The organism is Variovorax sp. 350MFTsu5.1, from assembly GCF_048302515.1.
Classification (GTDB): domain Bacteria; phylum Pseudomonadota; class Gammaproteobacteria; order Burkholderiales; family Burkholderiaceae_C; genus Variovorax; species Variovorax guangxiensis.
Genome location: NZ_CP157620.1, coordinates 4,599,804 through 4,616,091 on the forward strand (window position 1 = coordinate 4,599,804; position 16,288 = coordinate 4,616,091).

Here is a 16,288-nt window from a genome sequence, read left to right on the forward strand (position 1 = left end):
TGACTTTCATCGGTGCGGCGGAAGCGGTACGGTATCACCGGCGAACAGTTCGCTTCCCACGATCCCTCCATGAACACTCCACAACACACGGCCGCGTGGCGCCCCGTGGCACGCTCAGCCGACCTGCGCCCGGGCGCCAACATCGTCGCCGGCTTCGCCGAAGGCCAGGAACTTGCGCTCTGGCGCGCCGCCGACGGCACCGCCCAAGCCTGGGAAAACCGCTGCCCCCACCGCAGCGTGCGCTTCACGCTCGGGCAGGTCATCGACAACCGCCTGGCCTGCGCTTACCACGGCTGGCAGTACGAGGCCGGCAGCGGGCAGTGCACCAGCATTCCGGCGCACCCCGCCATGCAGGCGCCGCGCAACGTCTGCGCGAAGACCTTCGGCACGGCGGAGGCGGCCGGGATGCTGTGGGTGAATCTTTCGCCCGAGGCTGCGCCGGTTCCAGACGAACTGCGCGATGCCGTTCCCACCGGCTGGCACTTCTGCCGCACGCTGACGGTTCGCGCGCCCGCCCAGGCCGCTCGTGAAGCGCTGGAGAGCCACGGCATGGCCAGGGTTTCCTCCTCCTGGCGGGGCCGGCTCGGCGGCACGGAAACCGTCGCCCTCGTCCTCGACGCCCAGCCCCGGCTCGCCTTCATCCACCTGTGGACGGAAGCAGCCTCCGGTTCGGCCGCCATGAAAGCCTTGCACGCAGCTGCCCGCCAGCTGCGCACCGAAATCGAAGCCCTGCCCCAGGGTTGAAAGAAGAGAAACCCATGCCCTTCGTCACCGACGATCCCAACATGCTCGACGACTGGCTGGTCGTCGGTCCCGCGCCGGCGCCAACGGCCTCGCGCGAAACCCGGCTGCTCGGCGAAACCGTGCGGCTGTCGACCGATGCCGACGGCACTCACCGCTGCAGCCTCGGCGACACCCCGCTCGCCGTGCAATCCAGCTACGGCTATCTCTGGGTCTGCCCGAGCGGCCGCCCCGCCCGCCCGCTGTTCGACTTTCCCGAATACGGCGAACCGGGCCGCCGCCGCGTCGACTGCGGCGGCATCGGCGTCGCGGTGTCGGGCCTGCGGGTGATCGAGAACTTCCTGGACATGGCGCACTTTCCCTTCGTGCATGCCGACTACCTCGGCAAGGTGCCGCACACCGAGGTCGCGCAGTACCAGGTGCAGGTGGAGCCCGCCACCGGCGAGATCTGGGCCACCGACTGCCGCTTCTGGCAGCCTCGCGCCTCCGCCGCGCACGACGCCTCGGGCAGCGAGGTGCTCTACAAGTACCGCGTGATGCAGCCCTTCTCGGCCATGCTCTACAAGAGCAGCTTCCGCGCGGGCGAGCTCGATGCGATCGGCATCTTCCTGCAGCCGGTCGACGAGGAACACGTGATCGCCCACACCCTGCTGGCCTGCTACGACGACCACTCCACCGACGCCGAGCTCATCGCCTTCCAGCACACCATCTTCGGGCAGGACAAGCCCATCCTGGAGAACCACGCCTTCAAGCGCATGCCGCTCGAAGGCCGCGCCGAGACGCCCACGCGCGGCGATACCTCCTCCGTCACCTACCGGCGATGGCTGCGCGAGCGCGGCATGCGCTTCGGCGTGAGGGCCGCGGCATGAGCACGGCGACACTGAAGCTCTACGACTACCCGCTCTCGGGCAACTGCTTCAAGGTGAGGCAGATGCTGGCCTGGCTGGGCGTGGCGTACCAGGCGGTGCCGGTCGATTTCTTTCCCGGCCGCGAGCACAGGTCGGCCGCGTTCCTCGCCAACGTCAATCCACTGGGCCAGCTGCCGGTGATCGACGACGACGGCTTCGTGCTGCGCGACGCGCAGGCCATCCTGGTCTACCTCGCGAGCCGCCACGACCCGCAGGGCCGCTGGTATCCCGCCGACGCGAAGCTGCGCGGCGAAGTCGCCCAGTGGCTCGCCACCGCCGACGAGATCACCCGAACCGCCTCGGCCGCGCGGCTGCACGATGCGCTCGGCTATCACCACCTCGACATCGATGCCTGCCGCGCGGGCGCGCGCGCCGTATTCCGCGTGCTCGACGACCACCTCGCCGAGCGAGCCACCGAAGGCTTGCGCTGGCTCGCGTCGGCGCCGGAGGCCACCGTTGCCGACCTCGCCTGTTTTCCCTACGTGGCGCTCGCGGGCGAAGGCGGCATCTCGCTCGACGAGTTTCCCGCGCTGCGAAACTGGGTCTGGGATTTCCGCCACCTGCCGGGGTTCATCGGCATGTCGGGTATCTTCCCTGCTGGCCCTGCCTGAGAATCCTCTCCCATCACCGCTTCCGAGACCGAACATCATGAAGACCAAAGCCGCCGTCGCCTGGAAATCAGGCGCCCCGCTCACCATCGAAACCGTGGACCTCGAAGGCCCGAAGTTCGGCGAAGTGCTCGTCGAGATCAAGGCCACCGGCATCTGCCACACCGACTACTACACTCTCTCGGGCGCCGACCCCGAGGGCATCTTTCCCGCCATCCTGGGCCATGAGGGCGCGGGCATCGTGGTGGACGTCGGCCCCGGCGTCACCACGCTGAAGAAGGGCGACCACGTCATTCCGCTGTACACGCCCGAATGCCGCCAGTGCAAGTTCTGCCTGAGCCGCAAGACCAACCTGTGCCAGCTCATCCGCGGCACGCAGGGCAAGGGCCTGATGCCCGACGGCACCAGCCGCTTCAGCCTCGACGGCAAGCCCATCGCCCACTACATGGGTACCAGCACCTTCAGCAACTACACGGTCGCGCCCGAGATCTCGCTGGCCAAGATCCGCGAGGACGCACCGTTCGACAAGGTCTGCTACATCGGCTGCGGCGTGACCACCGGCATCGGCGCGGTGATCTTCACGGCCAAGGTGGAAGCCGGCGCCAACGTGGTGGTGTTCGGCCTCGGCGGCATCGGCCTGAACGTGATCCAGGGCGCGAAGATGGTGGGCGCCGACAAGATCATCGGCATCGACCTGAACCCCGAGCGCGAGGCCATGGCCCGCAAGTTCGGCATGACGCACTTCATCAACCCCAAGGACACGGAGAACGTGGTCGATGCCATCGTGCAGCTCACCGACGGCGGCGCCGACTACAGCTTCGAGTGCATCGGCAACACCAAGGTGATGCGCCAGGCGCTGGAGTGCACGCACAAGGGCTGGGGCCGCAGCATCATCATCGGCGTGGCCGAGGCCGGTGCCGAGATCAGCACCCGCCCGTTCCAGCTGGTCACCGGCCGCAAGTGGGAAGGCTCGGCTTTCGGCGGCGCGCGCGGCCGCACCGACGTGCCGAAGATCGTCGATTGGTACATGGAAGGCAAGATCGACATCGACAGCCTGATCACGCACACGATGCCGCTGGAGAAGATCAACGACGGCTTCGACCTGATGAAGCGCGGCGAATCCATCCGCGGCGTGGTGATTTACTAACCCCCAGTCTTCGCGCACTTCGTGTCGCTGCGCCAACCCCCTTGCAGGGGGCAACACCTGCGGCCCGGCAAAGCCGGTTCCGCGGTGGCCTCGGACTCACCCCCAGGCTTCGCGCACTTCGTGTCGCTGCGCCAACCCCCTTCAGGGGGCAACAGCTGCGGCCCGGCAGAGCCGGTTCCGCGGTGTTCCTGGAACAGGCACCAGTTCATTACTAAAAGGTGGTCTCGTGACGGAAAGAATGGAACCCCTGCGCAGGGTCGAGGCGGGCGTCCTCGAAGTCGCCTATTACGAAGCCGGCCCCGCCGACGGCCCGCCGGTGCTGCTGATGCACGGCTTCCCATACGACATCCATACGTATGCCGAAGTCGCGCCCATGCTGGCCGACGCCGGCTGCCGCGTGATCGTGCCGTACCTGCGCGGCTACGGCGCCACGCGCTTTCTGAGCGAGGCCACGCCGCGCTCGGGCGAGCAGGCCGCGCTGGGCGCCGACCTGCTCGCGCTGCTCGACGCGCTGAAGATCGAGCGCGCCGTGCTGGCCGGCTACGACTGGGGCGGCCGCGCGGCCTGCGTGGTCGCGGCGCTGTGGCCCGAGCGCTGCGCGGGGCTGGTGTCCCTCAACAGCTACAACATCCAGAACATCGCCAAGGCGATGGAACCCGACACGCCCGACAACGAGCACAGCCTCTGGTACCAGTACTACTTCCACAGCGAACGCGGCCGCGCCGGCCTCCAGAAAGACCGCAAGGCGTTCACGAAGCTGCTGTGGAAGCTGTGGTCGCCCACCTGGAAGTTCGACGACGCCACCTTCGAGCGCAGTGCCGCCGCCTTCGACCACCCCGACTTCGTGGACGTGGTGATCCAGTCGTACCGCCACCGCTTCGGCCTGGTGCCGGGTGACCCGGCTTACGCCGACATCGAGCGCCGCCTCGCGGCCCAGCCGACGATCACCGTGCCCGCCATCACCTTCGACGGCATCGACGACGGCGTGCGCCCGCCGGCCGATGCCTCCGCCCACGCCAACCGCTTCGGCGGCCCGCGCTCGCACCGGCTGGTGCCCGGGGCCGGCCACAACCTGCCGCAGGAAGCGCCACGCACCTTCGCCGACGCCGTGCTCGAGCTCGTGCCGGCACTGCGCAGCAACGACAAGAACCCCCAATGACCGACAACACCCCCAAGCTGCTTTCCGAGCACCGCGCCTTCGGCGGCCTGCAGCGCTTCGTCGAGCACCATTCGCTCGAGATCGGCCTGCCGATGCGCTTCTCGGTCTACCTGCCGCCGCAGGCCGCGTACGAGCGCGTGCCCGCCCTGCTCTACCTCGCGGGCCTGACCTGCAACGAGGAAACCTTCGCCATCAAGGCCGGCGCGCAGCGCATGGCGGCCAGCCTGGGCATCGCGCTGATCGCGCCCGACACCAGTCCGCGCGGCCCGGAGGTGGAAGGCATTCCCGGCGCCAGGGACAACTGGGACTTCGGCATCGGCGCCGGCTTCTATCTCGACGCGCTGGCCGAGCCCTGGGCCACGCACTGGCGCATGGAAAGCTGGATCGTGCAGGAGCTGCTGCCCCTGGTGGCCAGGCACTTCCCGATCGACGGCGAGCGCATCGGCATCTTCGGCCACTCGATGGGCGGGCACGGCGCGCTCACGCTGGCGCTTCGGCATCCGGGGCGCTTCAGGTCGCTGTCGGCCTTCGCGCCGATCTGCGCGCCCACGCAGTGCCCATGGGGCGAGAAGGCCTTCGCGGGCTACCTGGGCGAGCCCGGCGCCGACCGCGCGCAGTGGCTGGCGCACGATGCCAGCGCGCTCATGAAGTCGCAGGTCACGGCGCCGTATCCGCAGGGCATCCTCATCGACCAGGGCCTGGACGACAAATTCCTGGCCGAGCAGCTGCATCCCGAGGCCTTCGAGGCCGCCTGCTTCGCCGCCGGCCAGCCGCTCACGCTGCGCCGCCACGCGGGCTACGACCACGGCTACTACTTCATCCAGAGCTTCATGGCGGACCACATCGCGCACCACGCGCAGACTCTGCGGGCCTCCAGCTAGAGCACGGCCCATCGACCGCGGCGGCGCCGCGCCGTATCATGAAACGCATCATGTCCGCCGCCCAAACTCCGGTCTTCCACCTGCGGTCGCGCGAAGGCGGCGCCGAGGAGAACATGGTGCTGGCGGGCATCTGGCGGCGCGCCTGGATTTCCGCCAACCGCGACGTGCCGCACATCGAGCCCATCGCCCACTGGCTGCATCGCGTGCATACCGAGTTCGGGCCGCCCGCCGACGTGGTGCTGGCCGAGCGCGAAGGCCAGGTGCTGGCCTTCATGGTGCTGCTCGTGAGGCGCGAGTACGTGGCCCAGCTCTTCGTCGAGCCTCATCTGCGCAACCAGGGCCTGGGCAAGGCGCTGCTCGACGAGGCCTGCGTGCGCATTCCCGGCGGCTGGCGGCTGCACGTGGCGGCCGGCAACACCTCGGCGCAGCGCTTCTACGAACGCTACGGGCTGGAGCGCGGCGCGACCGACCGCCACCCCACGAGCGGCCGCGAGCGCATCGCCTACCATTGGTCGCCCTCGCGCCCGCCGTGGCGCATCGCCTGAGCGGCCGATTTCCTTCCTTCTTCGCTTCCCCATGCGCATCGACCACATCGCACTCTGGACCACCGATCTCGAACGCTGCAAGCGCTTCTACGTCGACTACTTCGGCGCCACCGCGGGCGCGGGCTACGTCAACCCGGCCAAGGGCTTCGCCTCCTGCTTCCTGAGCCTGGGCGACGGCGCGCGCATCGAGGCCATGACCACCAGCACGCTCGCGCCCGTGCCTGCCGACCCCGGCGCGCAGCGCATGGGCTGGACGCACCTCGCGATCAGCGTGGGCTCAGACGCCGCCGTGGACGAACTGACGCAACGCCTGAAGGCCGACGGCTATCCGCTGCTCGACGGCCCGCGCCGCACCGGCGACGGCTATTACGAGAGCGTGGTGCTCGACCCGGACGGCAACCGCATCGAGATCACTGCATGAGCGCCGCGCCGGGCCGTTCAAGGCAAGCTCGCGCCGCAGAGCGAAGAACGAAGGCACGCCGATGAGCGAGTTCGTCCAAAGCCTGCACGAGATCTTCGAGCGCCTGGGCCGCATCGAAACCAGGCGCATGTTCGGCGGCCACGGCGTCTGGCACGAGGGTCGCATGATCGCGCTGGTCGCAAACGAAACGCTCTACCTCAAGTCCGATGCGGAAAGCGCCGCGCACTTCGACAGGCTGAACCTGCAGCCCTTCACCTACATGCGCCAGGGCAAGGCGATGCCGATGTCCTACCGGCTCGCCCCGGCGGACCTCTTCGAGGACCGCGAGGAGGCTGCCCGCTGGGGGCGGCTCGCCTACGAGGCGGCACTGCGCTCGGGCCAGCCGCCGAAGCCGAAGAAACCGAAGAAAGCGCCGGCCGCAAAGAAGGTCGCCGCAAAGAAGACAGCCGCGAAGAAAGCCTCCGTGAAGAAGAAAAAGCCGACCGCGAAAGCGGCCTCCCGGTGAACGAGCGCCGCAACAACCCCGCGCTCCCGCCCCTGCCCGAGCGCGAACAGATCGCGCTGCTCGACCCCTTCGAAACCCTGACCGCCGCGAACGTCGTGGTCGTCTCCACGCTGCAGGAGGCCGAGCGCGCCGCCGCCACGCTGCTGGCGGCCGGCATCGCGGGCTTCGACACCGAATCGAAGCCCACCTTCGCGAAGAACGAAGTGTCGGGCGGCCCGCACGTGGTGCAGTTCGCCACGCGCGATGCGGCCTGGCTGTTCCAGCTGCACCGCACCGAGTGCAATCCGGTGGTGGCCGCGCTGATCGCCTCGACCGAGCTGCGCAAGGTCGGCTTCGGCCTGTCGGGCGACCTGACGCTGATCCGCAACCGGCTGAACATCGAGCCGAAGGCCGTGTTCGACATCAACGACGAGTTCCGCCGGCGCGGCTACCGCAGGTCGGTGGGCGTGAAGGCGGCGGTGGCGCTGGTGTTCGGACGCCGCTTCGTCAAGTCGCGCAAGGCGACCACCTCGAACTGGGCCAACCGGCAGCTCACCGAGGCGCAGGTCCGCTATGCGGCGAACGACGCCTGGGCGTCGATCCGCGTGTACGACGCGCTCTTCGGCGGCGGCGCCTGATCCGAAGGGCTCAGTCGCGTCCGGCCTCGATGATGGCCTGGGCGAGCCGCTTCGGGTTCGAGAAGAACATCTCGTGGCTGCCCGGGCACTCCACCAGGCGGAACAGGCCGAGCCGCTCCGACAGGCGCGGGTGCCACGGCAGGCCGTGCGGCATCGCGGTGTCCTGCTGGCAGTTCAGGTACGACTTGCCCAGCACCAGCGCGGCCAGCGGCTGGCTCAGGCGGATCTTGTCCGTGAAGGTGCGGTACGGATGGGGGTTGAGCTTCTCGTATGCGGCCTGCGCGGTCGCGAGGTCGGCGTCGTTGATGAAGGCCTCGCGCCAGATCTCGAAGGGCAGCGTCACCGCGTTGCCGTTGGCCGCGGCGACGGCATCGAACATCGTCACGTAGTGCGGCGGCACCATGTCGTTGAGCGATTCGCCGTCCAGCGGCACGAAGGCGTTGATGTACACCAGCCGCTTGAGCCGGTGGGCGATGCGGTCGGCCACGCCGGAAATCACCATGCCGCCGTAGCTGTGGCCCACGAGGCGCACCTGCGTCAGGTCCTTCTCCTCGATGTAGCGCACGGCGGAGGCGATGGCGTCTTCGAGGCCGGTGCTGGAACGGTCGTCGCCGGGGTTGTTGCCCGCCAGCGTGGGGCAGTACACGGTGTGGCCGGCCGCGCGCACGCCGTCGGCCACGGCTTCGATCTCGGCACCTGTATGCCACGCGCCGTGGACCAGGACATAGGTATCGGACATGGGAAGTCTCTTTCGTTGTTTCGATGCAGAGGGACTTTAGGAACAGGGCGATGCCGCGAATGGCCGATGCCTGCCACGCGGATGGCCGGTTCGCGCCAGTTCAGCGCCGGCGCCGCAGTTCGCCGGGTGTGGCGCCCAGGTGCGCACGGCATTGGCGAACAAAGTGTGATGCATCGGCCAGGCCCACGCGATACCCGATTTGGGCGATGCCCAGACGGTCGAAACGTGCATCGGCCAGCATGCGGCGCGCGGCCGCCATGCGGAAACCGGCGAGCGCGGCGGCGAAGGTTGTGGGCTCCTGTGCGCTGCCTTCGCCGGCGGCCAGGCAGCGGTGCAGGCTGCGTTCGGAAATGCCCAGCCCGCGCGCCACGCTCGCCGCGGTGAGCCCGCACTCGGCGTGCCGCTCGCGCGTGGCGTCGAGCACGCGGCGGCGCAGCGCCGCCCTGCCCTTGTCCGGCGCATCCGCGGCGCCGCTTCCCGTGGCCAGGGCCAGCAGGCTGCCGAGCTGGTCGCTCAGCAGCTCGGCGGGCATCGGGGGCTTCGCCGCCAGCTCGGGCGTCAGCTGCCGAACGAAGCCGCTGAGCACGCCGCCCCAGCCCGATTGCCCGTCGATGCGCCGCGCCACCTGGTCGCCGGCATCGGGAATCCAGGCATCGACCCAGGCGGTGGGCAGCTCGATCGAGATGGTGTCGGCCGACTGCAGCAGGTGGAATTCGTAGAGCCGGCGCGAATCGACCAGCACCGCGTCGCCCGGGAGAAGCCGCGCCGAGCGGCCGTCCTGCACCGCCACCCAGGCCGAATCGGCCTTGCACAGCAGGTAGAAGTAGTTGTTGCGGCTGTGGGCGATGGCCCGGCGCGTGCGGTAGACGTCCTGCGCGCTGCCGCGCACTTGGTTGACCACGATGGGGCCCAGCGGCGCCGATTCGAGCGTGGCGCCGAAGCTGCCGGCTTTGGGGCTCGTCACGTCCATCTCCAGGAAGCCCTCGCAGACGGCGCCCACCCAGTAGTCGAGCCGCTGCGAGGGCGGCACGGCGTCGGTGGACCAGCGGTGGATGGCGTCGTGGCTCATGGGGGAATGAACATAGCCAAGGCGGACCCGCTTGCCAATCGGGTTTAGACCGCCTCCGACGCCCCGCCGGGCGCCACATCGGCACAATGGCCCTCGAATCAAACCGGTGCGCGGGGCGCCGCCCCGCCTGCACATACACGAAGGAAGGACACCACAGGCCATGAGCAACAAGCAAAGCGACTTCGGACTGATCGGCCTGGCCGTGATGGGCCAGAACCTCGTTCTGAACGTGGAAAGCCGCGGCTTCCAGGTCAGCGTCTACAACCGCACCGAGGCCACCACCGAGGCCTTCATCTCCGCCAACCCGGGCAAGAAGCTGGTCGGCGCGAAGACGCTGGAAGAGTTCGTGCAGAGCCTGGCGAAGCCCCGCAAGATCCAGATCATGGTCAAGGCCGGCGCGCCGGTCGACCAGGTGATCGAGCAGCTCATTCCCCTGCTGGACAAGGACGACATCGTCATCGACGGCGGCAACAGCCTCTATACCGACACCGAGCGCCGCGACGCATACCTCGCATCGAAGGGCCTGCGCTTCATCGGCGCGGGCGTGTCGGGCGGCGAGGAAGGCGCGCGCAAGGGGCCGTCGATCATGCCGGGCGGGCCGCTTTCCACCTGGGAGGTGATGAAGCCGATCTTCGAGAGCATCTCGGCCAAGGTGGACGGCGAACCCTGCGTCATCCACATCGGCCCCGGCGGCGCGGGCCACTACGTGAAGATGGTGCACAACGGCATCGAGTACGGCGACATGCAGCTCATCTGCGAGGCCTACAGCCTGTTCAAGGCCGCCGGCTTCAGCACCGACGAGATGGCCGCCATCTTCAACGAGTGGAACGAGGGGGAACTGCAGAGCTACCTGATCCAGATCACCGCCAAGGCGCTCGAGCAGAAAGACCCGGAGACGGGCAAGCCGATCGTCGACGTGATCCTCGACAAGGCCGGCCAGAAGGGCACGGGCCAGTGGACGCTGATCAACGCGGCCGAGAACGCGGTGGTCATCAGCACCATCAACGCCGCCGTGGAAGCGCGCGTGCTCTCGTCGCAGAAGAAGGCGCGCGTGGCCGCCAGCAGGCAGCTGCAGGGGCCGAAGATCGAACTGTCGGTGGAGAAGAAGGCGCTGGTGGCCAAGGTGCACGACGCGCTCTACGCCTCCAAAGTCATCAGCTACACGCAGGGCTTCGACCTCATCAAGACCATGGGCGACAAGAAGGAATGGAAGCTCGACCTGGGCGGCATCGCTTCCATCTGGCGCGGCGGCTGCATCATCCGCGCGCGCTTCCTCAACCGCATCACCGACGCCTTCCGCACCGACCCGGCGCTGGCCAACCTGATGCTCGACCCGTTCTTCAAGGACCTGCTCAACCGCACCCAGCAGAACTGGCGCGAAGTGGTGGCGCTGGCGGTGAGCAACGGCATCCCGGTGCCGGCCTTCAGCGCCTCGCTGGCCTACTACGACAGCTACCGCACCGAGCGCCTGCCGGCCAACCTGCTGCAGGCGCAGCGCGACTTCTTCGGCGCCCACACCTACGAGCGCGTGGACAAGCCCGAAGGCCAGTTCTTCCACACCGACTGGCCTGAAGTCATCGGCTGAACACCGTGTGACCCCATGCCGGCCCTCGACTACCCCAGCCACCTGGTCGAGGACTGGCAACTGCCCGACGGCACCCCGGTGCGCATCCGCCCGATCCGCGCCGAAGATCTCGCGATGCACACCGCCTTCGTGAACGGCCTCTCGAAGGAAACCGGCTACCGGCGCCTGCTCTCGCCGCGAACGCCGCAGCCCGACGAGCTGTGGCGCATGACGCACATCGACTACGACCGGGAGCTGGCGCTCATCGCGACCACCATGGCCGACGGCGCCGAGCAGCAGATGGGCGTGGCGCGCTACGTGCGGGGCGAGACGCCGGAGACGGCGCAGGTCGCCGAGTTCGCCATCGTCATCGCCGACGCCTGGCAGCACCGCGGCCTGGCGTCCAAGCTCATGCGCAAGCTGATCGACGCCGCCAGGGCGGCCGGCGTGAGGCAGCTGGCCGACATCACCCTCTACGACAACACCGCCATGCTGGCGCTGGCGCGCAAGCTGGGCTTCAGCGTGCAGCGCGATCCGGGCAACCCGAACGTGACGCGGCTGCGGCTCGCGCTGGACCCGGCCGCCTGAGCTTCGGCCGGCCGGCGGCCGAACCTTCCCCCTTCCTTCGCCCTGGGCGCCCGGCCCCGGCCTGCTGCCGCACGCCCGCACGTGGCCTTTTGGTAAAGCGCCACACTCGTTCGCGGGCGCCTGCAAACCCAAATCCACTTCCTTATGATGCAAAACCTTTTTCCGCCGGAAGCAGAGAGCCTTCGCCATGGTCCAGCTCGCATTGCGTCGTCCGTACACATTCATCGTCATGGCGATGCTGATCGTGCTGGCCACGCCCTTCGTGCTGGCGCGCATGGCGACCGACATCTTCCCGGAAATCAACATCCCGGTGGTCAGCATCATCTGGAACTACACCGGCCTGCCGGCCCAGGAGATGGGCCAGCGCATCTCGGGCCAGGTGGAGCGCGGGCTGACCACCACGGTGAGCGACATCGAGCACATCGAATCGCAGTCGCTGGCGGGCGTGGCCATCATCAAGGTGTTCTTCCAGCCCACGGCCAACATCGAGATGGCGATCTCGCAGGTGGTGGCCTCGATGCAGGCGCAGGTGCGGCAGCTGCCGCCGGGCATCACGCCGCCGCTGGTCATCAAGTACTCGGCCTCCAGCGTGCCGGTGATCCAGCTGGCTCTGTCGAGCCCCACGCGCTCTGAAAACTCACTCTTCGACGCCACCGTCAACCAGCTGCGGCCGCAGCTCATCACCGTGCCGGGCGCGGCCATTCCCTTTCCCTACGGCGGCAAGAACCGGCTGATCTCGGTCGACCTCGACACCCAGGCGCTGCAGGCGCGCGGCCTCTCGCCGGCCGACGTGGTGAACGCGGTGAACACGCAGAACCTGATCCTTCCCTCGGGCACGGCCAAGTTCGGCGCTACCGAATACAACGTGAGGATGAACGGCTCGCCCGATGCCATCGCGGGCCTGAACGACCTGCCGATCCGCACGGTGAACGGCGCCACCACCTACCTGCGCGACGTGGCCTACGTGCGCGACGGCTTCTCGCCGCAGACCAACGTGGTGCGCCAGGACGGCGTGCGCGGCGTGCTGCTGTCGGTGCTGAAGAACGGCGGCGCCTCCACGCTGGACATCGTGTCGAACATCCGCGCGATGCTGCCCATCGCCGCCCAGACGATGCCGGAGGACATCAAGATCACGCCGCTGTTCGACCAGTCGGTATTCGTGAAGGCCGCCGTCAAGGGCGTGGTGTTCGAGGCCATCCTGGCGGCCGCGCTCACGGCCGCGATGGTGCTGATCTTCCTGGGCAACTGGCGCAGCACGCTGATCATCGGGCTGACCATTCCGCTGTCGATCCTGGCCTCGATCCTGGTGCTCTACGCGCTGGGCGAAACGCTCAACCTCATGACGCTGGGCGGCCTCGCGCTGTCGGTGGGCATCCTGGTCGACCAGGCGATCGTGACCATCGAGAACATCGAGCGGCACCTGCACATGGGCACGCCGTTGAAGGAAGCCATCGAGATCGGCGCGGGCGAGATCGGCTCGGCGGCCTTCGTGTCCACGCTGTGCATCTGCATCGTGTTCGTGCCGATGTTCTTCCTCTCGGGCGTGGCGCGCTTCCTGTTCGTGCCGCTGGCCGAAGCGGTGGTGTTCGCCATGATCGCGTCCTACCTGCTGTCGCGCACGCTGGTGCCGACGCTGGTGATGCTGCTGATGGGTGGTTCGCATTCGGCGCCAGCCGCTCAACAGGTAGAAGGCGCCAGGCAGAGCGCCCTGCAGCGCCTGTACCGCGCCTTCGACCGCCGCTTCGAGCGCGTGCGCCGCGCCTACACGCTGGTGCTGTCGGCGGTGCTTTCCAAGCGTGCCGGCTTCATCGGCCTCTTCCTGGGCTTCTGCCTGCTGTCGTGCCTGCTCTACCCCGCGCTGGGTCGCGACTTCTTCCCGACGGTGGATGCCGGCCAGATCCGCCTGCACCTGCGCGCGCCCACCGGCACGCGCATCGAGGAAACCGCGCGCCTCACCGACCGCGTAGAGGCCGCCATCCGCGAGCTGGTGCCACCCGACCAGCTGGAGACCATCCTCGACAACCTGGGCGTGCCCAACAGCGGTATCAACCTCTCGTACAGCAACGCCGGCACCATCGGCACCTTCGACGGCGAGCTGCTGCTGTCGCTGAAGGAAGGCCACAAGCCCACCGAGCAGTTCGTGTCGCTGCTGCGCGCGGAGCTGCCCAAGCGCTTTCCGGGCATCGAGTTCTTCTTCCAGCCGGCGGACATCGTCACGCAGATCCTGAACTTCGGCCTGCCCGCGGCCATCGACGTGCAGTTCAGCGGCAACGACATGGCGGGCAACGCGGCGCGCGCGGCCGAGCTGACCAAGGCGATCCGCCAGATCCCCGGCGCGGTCGACGCCCACGTGCACCAGCGCCTGGACGGCCCCGCGCTGAGCCTGCAGATGGACCGCACCCGGCTGCAGCAATACGGCCTGACCGCCGCCAACGTGGGGCAGAACGTGCTCATCGCACTGTCGGGCAGCTCGCAGACGGCGCCCGCCTTCTGGCTGAACCCGGCCAACGGCGTGGTCTACAGCATCGCGGTGCAGTCGCCGCAGTACGTGGTCGACTCGCTGGATTCGCTGCTGAACATCCCGGTGGGCGCCAGCGGCACGCCGGCGGCGGGCGGTTCGCAGCAGCTGCTGGGCAACCTGGTCGACGCGCAGGCCGCGCGCCAGCCGGCCGTGATGTCGCGCTACAACATCGCGCCGGTGATCGACGTCTACGTGAGCGTGCAGGGCACCGACCTCGCCAGCGTGGCCTCGAAGGTGCAGAAGCTGGTCGACGAAATGCGGCCCACGCTGCCGCGCGGCAGCCGCGTCGAGATCCGCGGGCAGGTGCAGACGATGCAGTCGTCCTTCATCGGCCTGGGCGTGGGGCTGGCGATGGCCATCGTGCTGGTGTACCTGCTGATCGTGGTCACCTTCCAGTCGTGGCTGGACGCGGCCATCATCATCACCGCCCTGCCGGCCGCGCTCGCGGGCATCGCGTGGATGCTGTTCATCACCGGCACCACGCTGAGCGTGCCCGCGCTGACGGGCGCGATCATGACCATGGGCGTGGCCACGGCCAACTCCATCCTGCTGGTGTCCTTCGCGCGCGAGCGGCTGGCCGCCGGCATTCCGCCGCTGTCGGCCGCGCTGGAAGCGGGTGCCACCCGCATCCGGCCGGTGCTGATGACGGCGCTGGCGATGATCATCGGCATGATCCCGATGGCGCTGGGCCTGGGCGAAGGCGCCGAGCAGAACGCGCCGCTTGGCCGCGCGGTGATCGGCGGCCTGGTCTTCGCCACGGTGTCGACATTGTTTTTCGTGCCCGCCGTGTTCGCGGGAGTGCACAGTCGGCTTGCGCACCGCCGGGCGGCGCGCGAGGCCGCGCAGCAGCAACAGCAACAACCGCCAGCGGGCACGGTCGCCCCCCAGGAGAACTGAAACCTGATGACCCCCACGCTCATTCACTTCGTGTATTCGCTGCCCCCCGAGGGGGCCGCAGCTCGCCTTGGGAGCGGCCCGGCGCCGAGCTGGTCATGACGGAGCAACGCCATTCGGCATTGGCCATCCACCCCATCGCCGTCGAGGAAGGCGATGGCGAGCAGCTGCTGCGCCGCCGGCAGATCGTGCGGCGCACGCGCTGGCTGGTGCTGATCGTGCTGGTGCTGCTGGCGCTGGGCGCGGCGCGCACCGTGTTCGTGCGCATCGCCAACGCCCGCGCGCTGGAGGCCGGCACCGCCGAGCGCGCGAAGCAGTACGTGCAGACCGCCCTGCCCCGCATGCCCACCGCGGGCCAGACGCTCTCTTTGCCCGGCACGCTGCAGGGCTTCGTGCAGTCGCCCATCTCGGCGCGCGCCAGCGGCTACCTCAAGCGCTGGACCAGGGACATCGGCAGCCGCGTCGAAAAGGGCGAGCTGCTCGCCGAGATCGAGACGCCCGAGATCGACCAGCAGCTCTCGCAGGCCGTCGCCGCCCGCGCGCAGGCCGCCTCGGGGCTGGAACTGGCGCGCAGCACGGCAGATCGCTGGGAAGCGCTGCGCAAGAAGGACGTGGTTTCGCAGCAGGACCTGGACGAGCGCCGCAGCGCCGTCGCGCAGGCCACCTCCAACGTGGCAGCGGCCGATGCCAACGTGCAGCGCCTCAAGCAGACCGAGGGCTTCAAGCGCGTGGTGGCGCCGTTCGCGGGCGTGATCACGCGGCGCAACGTCGACGTTGGCGACCTGATCGACGCCGGCGCGGGCGGCGGCGCCGGGCGCGCGCTCTTCATGCTGGCGCAGACCGATCCGCTGCGGGTGTATGTCAACGTGCCGCAGGCCTACGCGCAGCTGGTGAAGGCCGGCCAGCCGGTGGTGGTGACGCAGGCCGAGCTGCGCGGCCAGGCCTTCAAGGGCGAAGTGGCGCGAACCTCGGGCGCTATCGACACGACCACGCGGATGATGCAGGTCGAGGTCTCGCTGCCCAACAAGGACGGCGCGCTGCTGCCGGGCGCCTATGTGCAGGTATCGCTGCCGCTGGCCGCGAGCCGCACGCTCACCGTGCCGGCGAACGCGCTGCTGTTCCGCGCCGAGGGCACGCGCATCGCGGTGGTCGATGCACAGGGCCGCGTCGGCCTGCGCGCTGTGACGCTGGGGCGCAACTACGGCGAGAACGTGGAAGTGATCGACGGGCTCCAAGGCACCGACCGCATGGTGCTGAACCCCTCCGACTCGCTGGCCGAAGGCGACATCGTGGCTGTCGCGCCCGATCAGCCTCCTGCCAAGGCGGCGCCTGCCGGGGCGAAGAAGGAGCCGGCGTGACGCTGGCGCGACTGCCCTGCGCG

At 68.9% G+C, this 16,288-nt stretch carries 16 protein-coding genes; 14 read left to right on the top strand and 2 right to left on the bottom strand.

Going from position 1 to position 16,288, the window contains the following annotated elements; all coding sequences use genetic code 11:
• Nucleotides 1–69: 69 nt before the first annotated feature.
• The 10 genes from ABL843_RS21005 to ABL843_RS21050 all read left to right on the top strand — a co-directional run bounded on the left by ABL843_RS21005 (nucleotide 70) and on the right by ABL843_RS21050 (nucleotide 7,532).
• Nucleotides 70–744 (top strand): Rieske 2Fe-2S domain-containing protein, encoded by a 675-nt coding sequence (locus tag ABL843_RS21005; RefSeq protein ID WP_418117145.1) that lies wholly within the window; start codon nucleotides 70–72, stop codon nucleotides 742–744.
• A gap of 14 nt (nucleotides 745–758) precedes the next feature.
• Nucleotides 759–1,610 carry an aromatic ring-hydroxylating dioxygenase subunit alpha gene (locus tag ABL843_RS21010; RefSeq protein WP_418117146.1) on the top strand — a complete coding sequence of 284 codons (852 nt, stop codon included), beginning with the start codon at nucleotides 759–761 and terminating at the stop codon, nucleotides 1,608–1,610.
• Entirely contained in the window at nucleotides 1,607–2,260 is a 654-nt protein-coding gene (locus ABL843_RS21015) for a glutathione S-transferase family protein (protein ID WP_418117147.1), read from the top strand. Before ABL843_RS21010 ends, ABL843_RS21015 begins: the two co-directional genes overlap by 4 nt.
• Before the next feature lie 37 nt (nucleotides 2,261–2,297).
• Nucleotides 2,298–3,404 (top strand): S-(hydroxymethyl)glutathione dehydrogenase/class III alcohol dehydrogenase, encoded by a 1,107-nt coding sequence (locus ABL843_RS21020; protein WP_126024865.1) that lies wholly within the window; start codon nucleotides 2,298–2,300, stop codon nucleotides 3,402–3,404.
• 238 nt (nucleotides 3,405–3,642) lie between these two features.
• Nucleotides 3,643–4,563: an alpha/beta fold hydrolase gene (locus ABL843_RS21025; RefSeq protein WP_418117149.1), complete on the top strand. Its 921-nt coding sequence runs from the start codon at nucleotides 3,643–3,645 to the stop codon at nucleotides 4,561–4,563.
• The gene (fghA, locus tag ABL843_RS21030; protein ID WP_418117150.1) at nucleotides 4,560–5,444 is read left to right on the top strand and encodes an S-formylglutathione hydrolase; all 885 of its coding nucleotides are present in this window, start codon (nucleotides 4,560–4,562) and stop codon (nucleotides 5,442–5,444) included. Before ABL843_RS21025 ends, fghA begins: the two co-directional genes overlap by 4 nt.
• Nucleotides 5,445–5,494: 50 nt before the next feature.
• Complete coding sequence (locus ABL843_RS21035) at nucleotides 5,495–5,989, top strand: GNAT family N-acetyltransferase (RefSeq protein WP_418117151.1); 495 nt, start codon at nucleotides 5,495–5,497, stop codon at nucleotides 5,987–5,989.
• Nucleotides 5,990–6,020: 31 nt separating this feature from the next.
• Nucleotides 6,021–6,410, top strand: a complete 390-nt coding sequence (locus tag ABL843_RS21040; RefSeq protein ID WP_418117152.1) for a VOC family protein — start codon at nucleotides 6,021–6,023, stop codon at nucleotides 6,408–6,410.
• Nucleotides 6,411–6,471: 61 nt separating this feature from the next.
• Nucleotides 6,472–6,915: a TfoX/Sxy family protein gene (locus tag ABL843_RS21045; protein WP_418117153.1), complete on the top strand. Its 444-nt coding sequence runs from the start codon at nucleotides 6,472–6,474 to the stop codon at nucleotides 6,913–6,915.
• Nucleotides 6,912–7,532 carry a 3'-5' exonuclease gene (locus ABL843_RS21050; protein WP_418117154.1) on the top strand — a complete coding sequence of 207 codons (621 nt, stop codon included), beginning with the start codon at nucleotides 6,912–6,914 and terminating at the stop codon, nucleotides 7,530–7,532. Before ABL843_RS21045 ends, ABL843_RS21050 begins: the two co-directional genes overlap by 4 nt.
• Nucleotides 7,533–7,542: 10 nt before the next feature.
• On the opposite strand, the gene ABL843_RS21055 is transcribed toward ABL843_RS21050, so the two are convergent.
• The gene (locus ABL843_RS21055) at nucleotides 7,543–8,271 is read right to left on the bottom strand and encodes an alpha/beta fold hydrolase (protein ID WP_418117156.1); all 729 of its coding nucleotides are present in this window, start codon (nucleotides 8,269–8,271) and stop codon (nucleotides 7,543–7,545) included.
• A 100-nt stretch (nucleotides 8,272–8,371) separates the two neighbouring features.
• Complete coding sequence (locus tag ABL843_RS21060; RefSeq protein WP_418117157.1) at nucleotides 8,372–9,340, bottom strand: helix-turn-helix domain-containing protein; 969 nt, start codon at nucleotides 9,338–9,340, stop codon at nucleotides 8,372–8,374.
• A 160-nt stretch (nucleotides 9,341–9,500) separates the two neighbouring features.
• On the opposite strand from ABL843_RS21060, the gene gnd reads away from it, so the two are divergent.
• The 4 genes from gnd (at nucleotide 9,501) to ABL843_RS21080 (ending at nucleotide 16,265) form a co-directional block, all read left to right on the top strand.
• On the top strand, nucleotides 9,501–10,925 hold the full coding sequence (gene gnd / locus ABL843_RS21065; protein WP_418117158.1) for a decarboxylating NADP(+)-dependent phosphogluconate dehydrogenase: 1,425 nt from the start codon (nucleotides 9,501–9,503) through the stop codon (nucleotides 10,923–10,925).
• Nucleotides 10,926–10,940: 15 nt separating this feature from the next.
• Nucleotides 10,941–11,492, top strand: coding sequence for a GNAT family N-acetyltransferase (locus ABL843_RS21070; RefSeq protein ID WP_184641416.1), 552 nt, complete (start codon nucleotides 10,941–10,943; stop codon nucleotides 11,490–11,492).
• A gap of 187 nt (nucleotides 11,493–11,679) precedes the next feature.
• Entirely contained in the window at nucleotides 11,680–14,910 is a 3,231-nt protein-coding gene (locus tag ABL843_RS21075) for an efflux RND transporter permease subunit (RefSeq protein ID WP_418117159.1), read from the top strand.
• Nucleotides 14,911–15,005: 95 nt separating this feature from the next.
• Nucleotides 15,006–16,265 (top strand): efflux RND transporter periplasmic adaptor subunit, encoded by a 1,260-nt coding sequence (locus ABL843_RS21080; protein ID WP_369661523.1) that lies wholly within the window; start codon nucleotides 15,006–15,008, stop codon nucleotides 16,263–16,265.
• The last annotated feature ends 23 nt before the right edge of the window (nucleotides 16,266–16,288 follow it).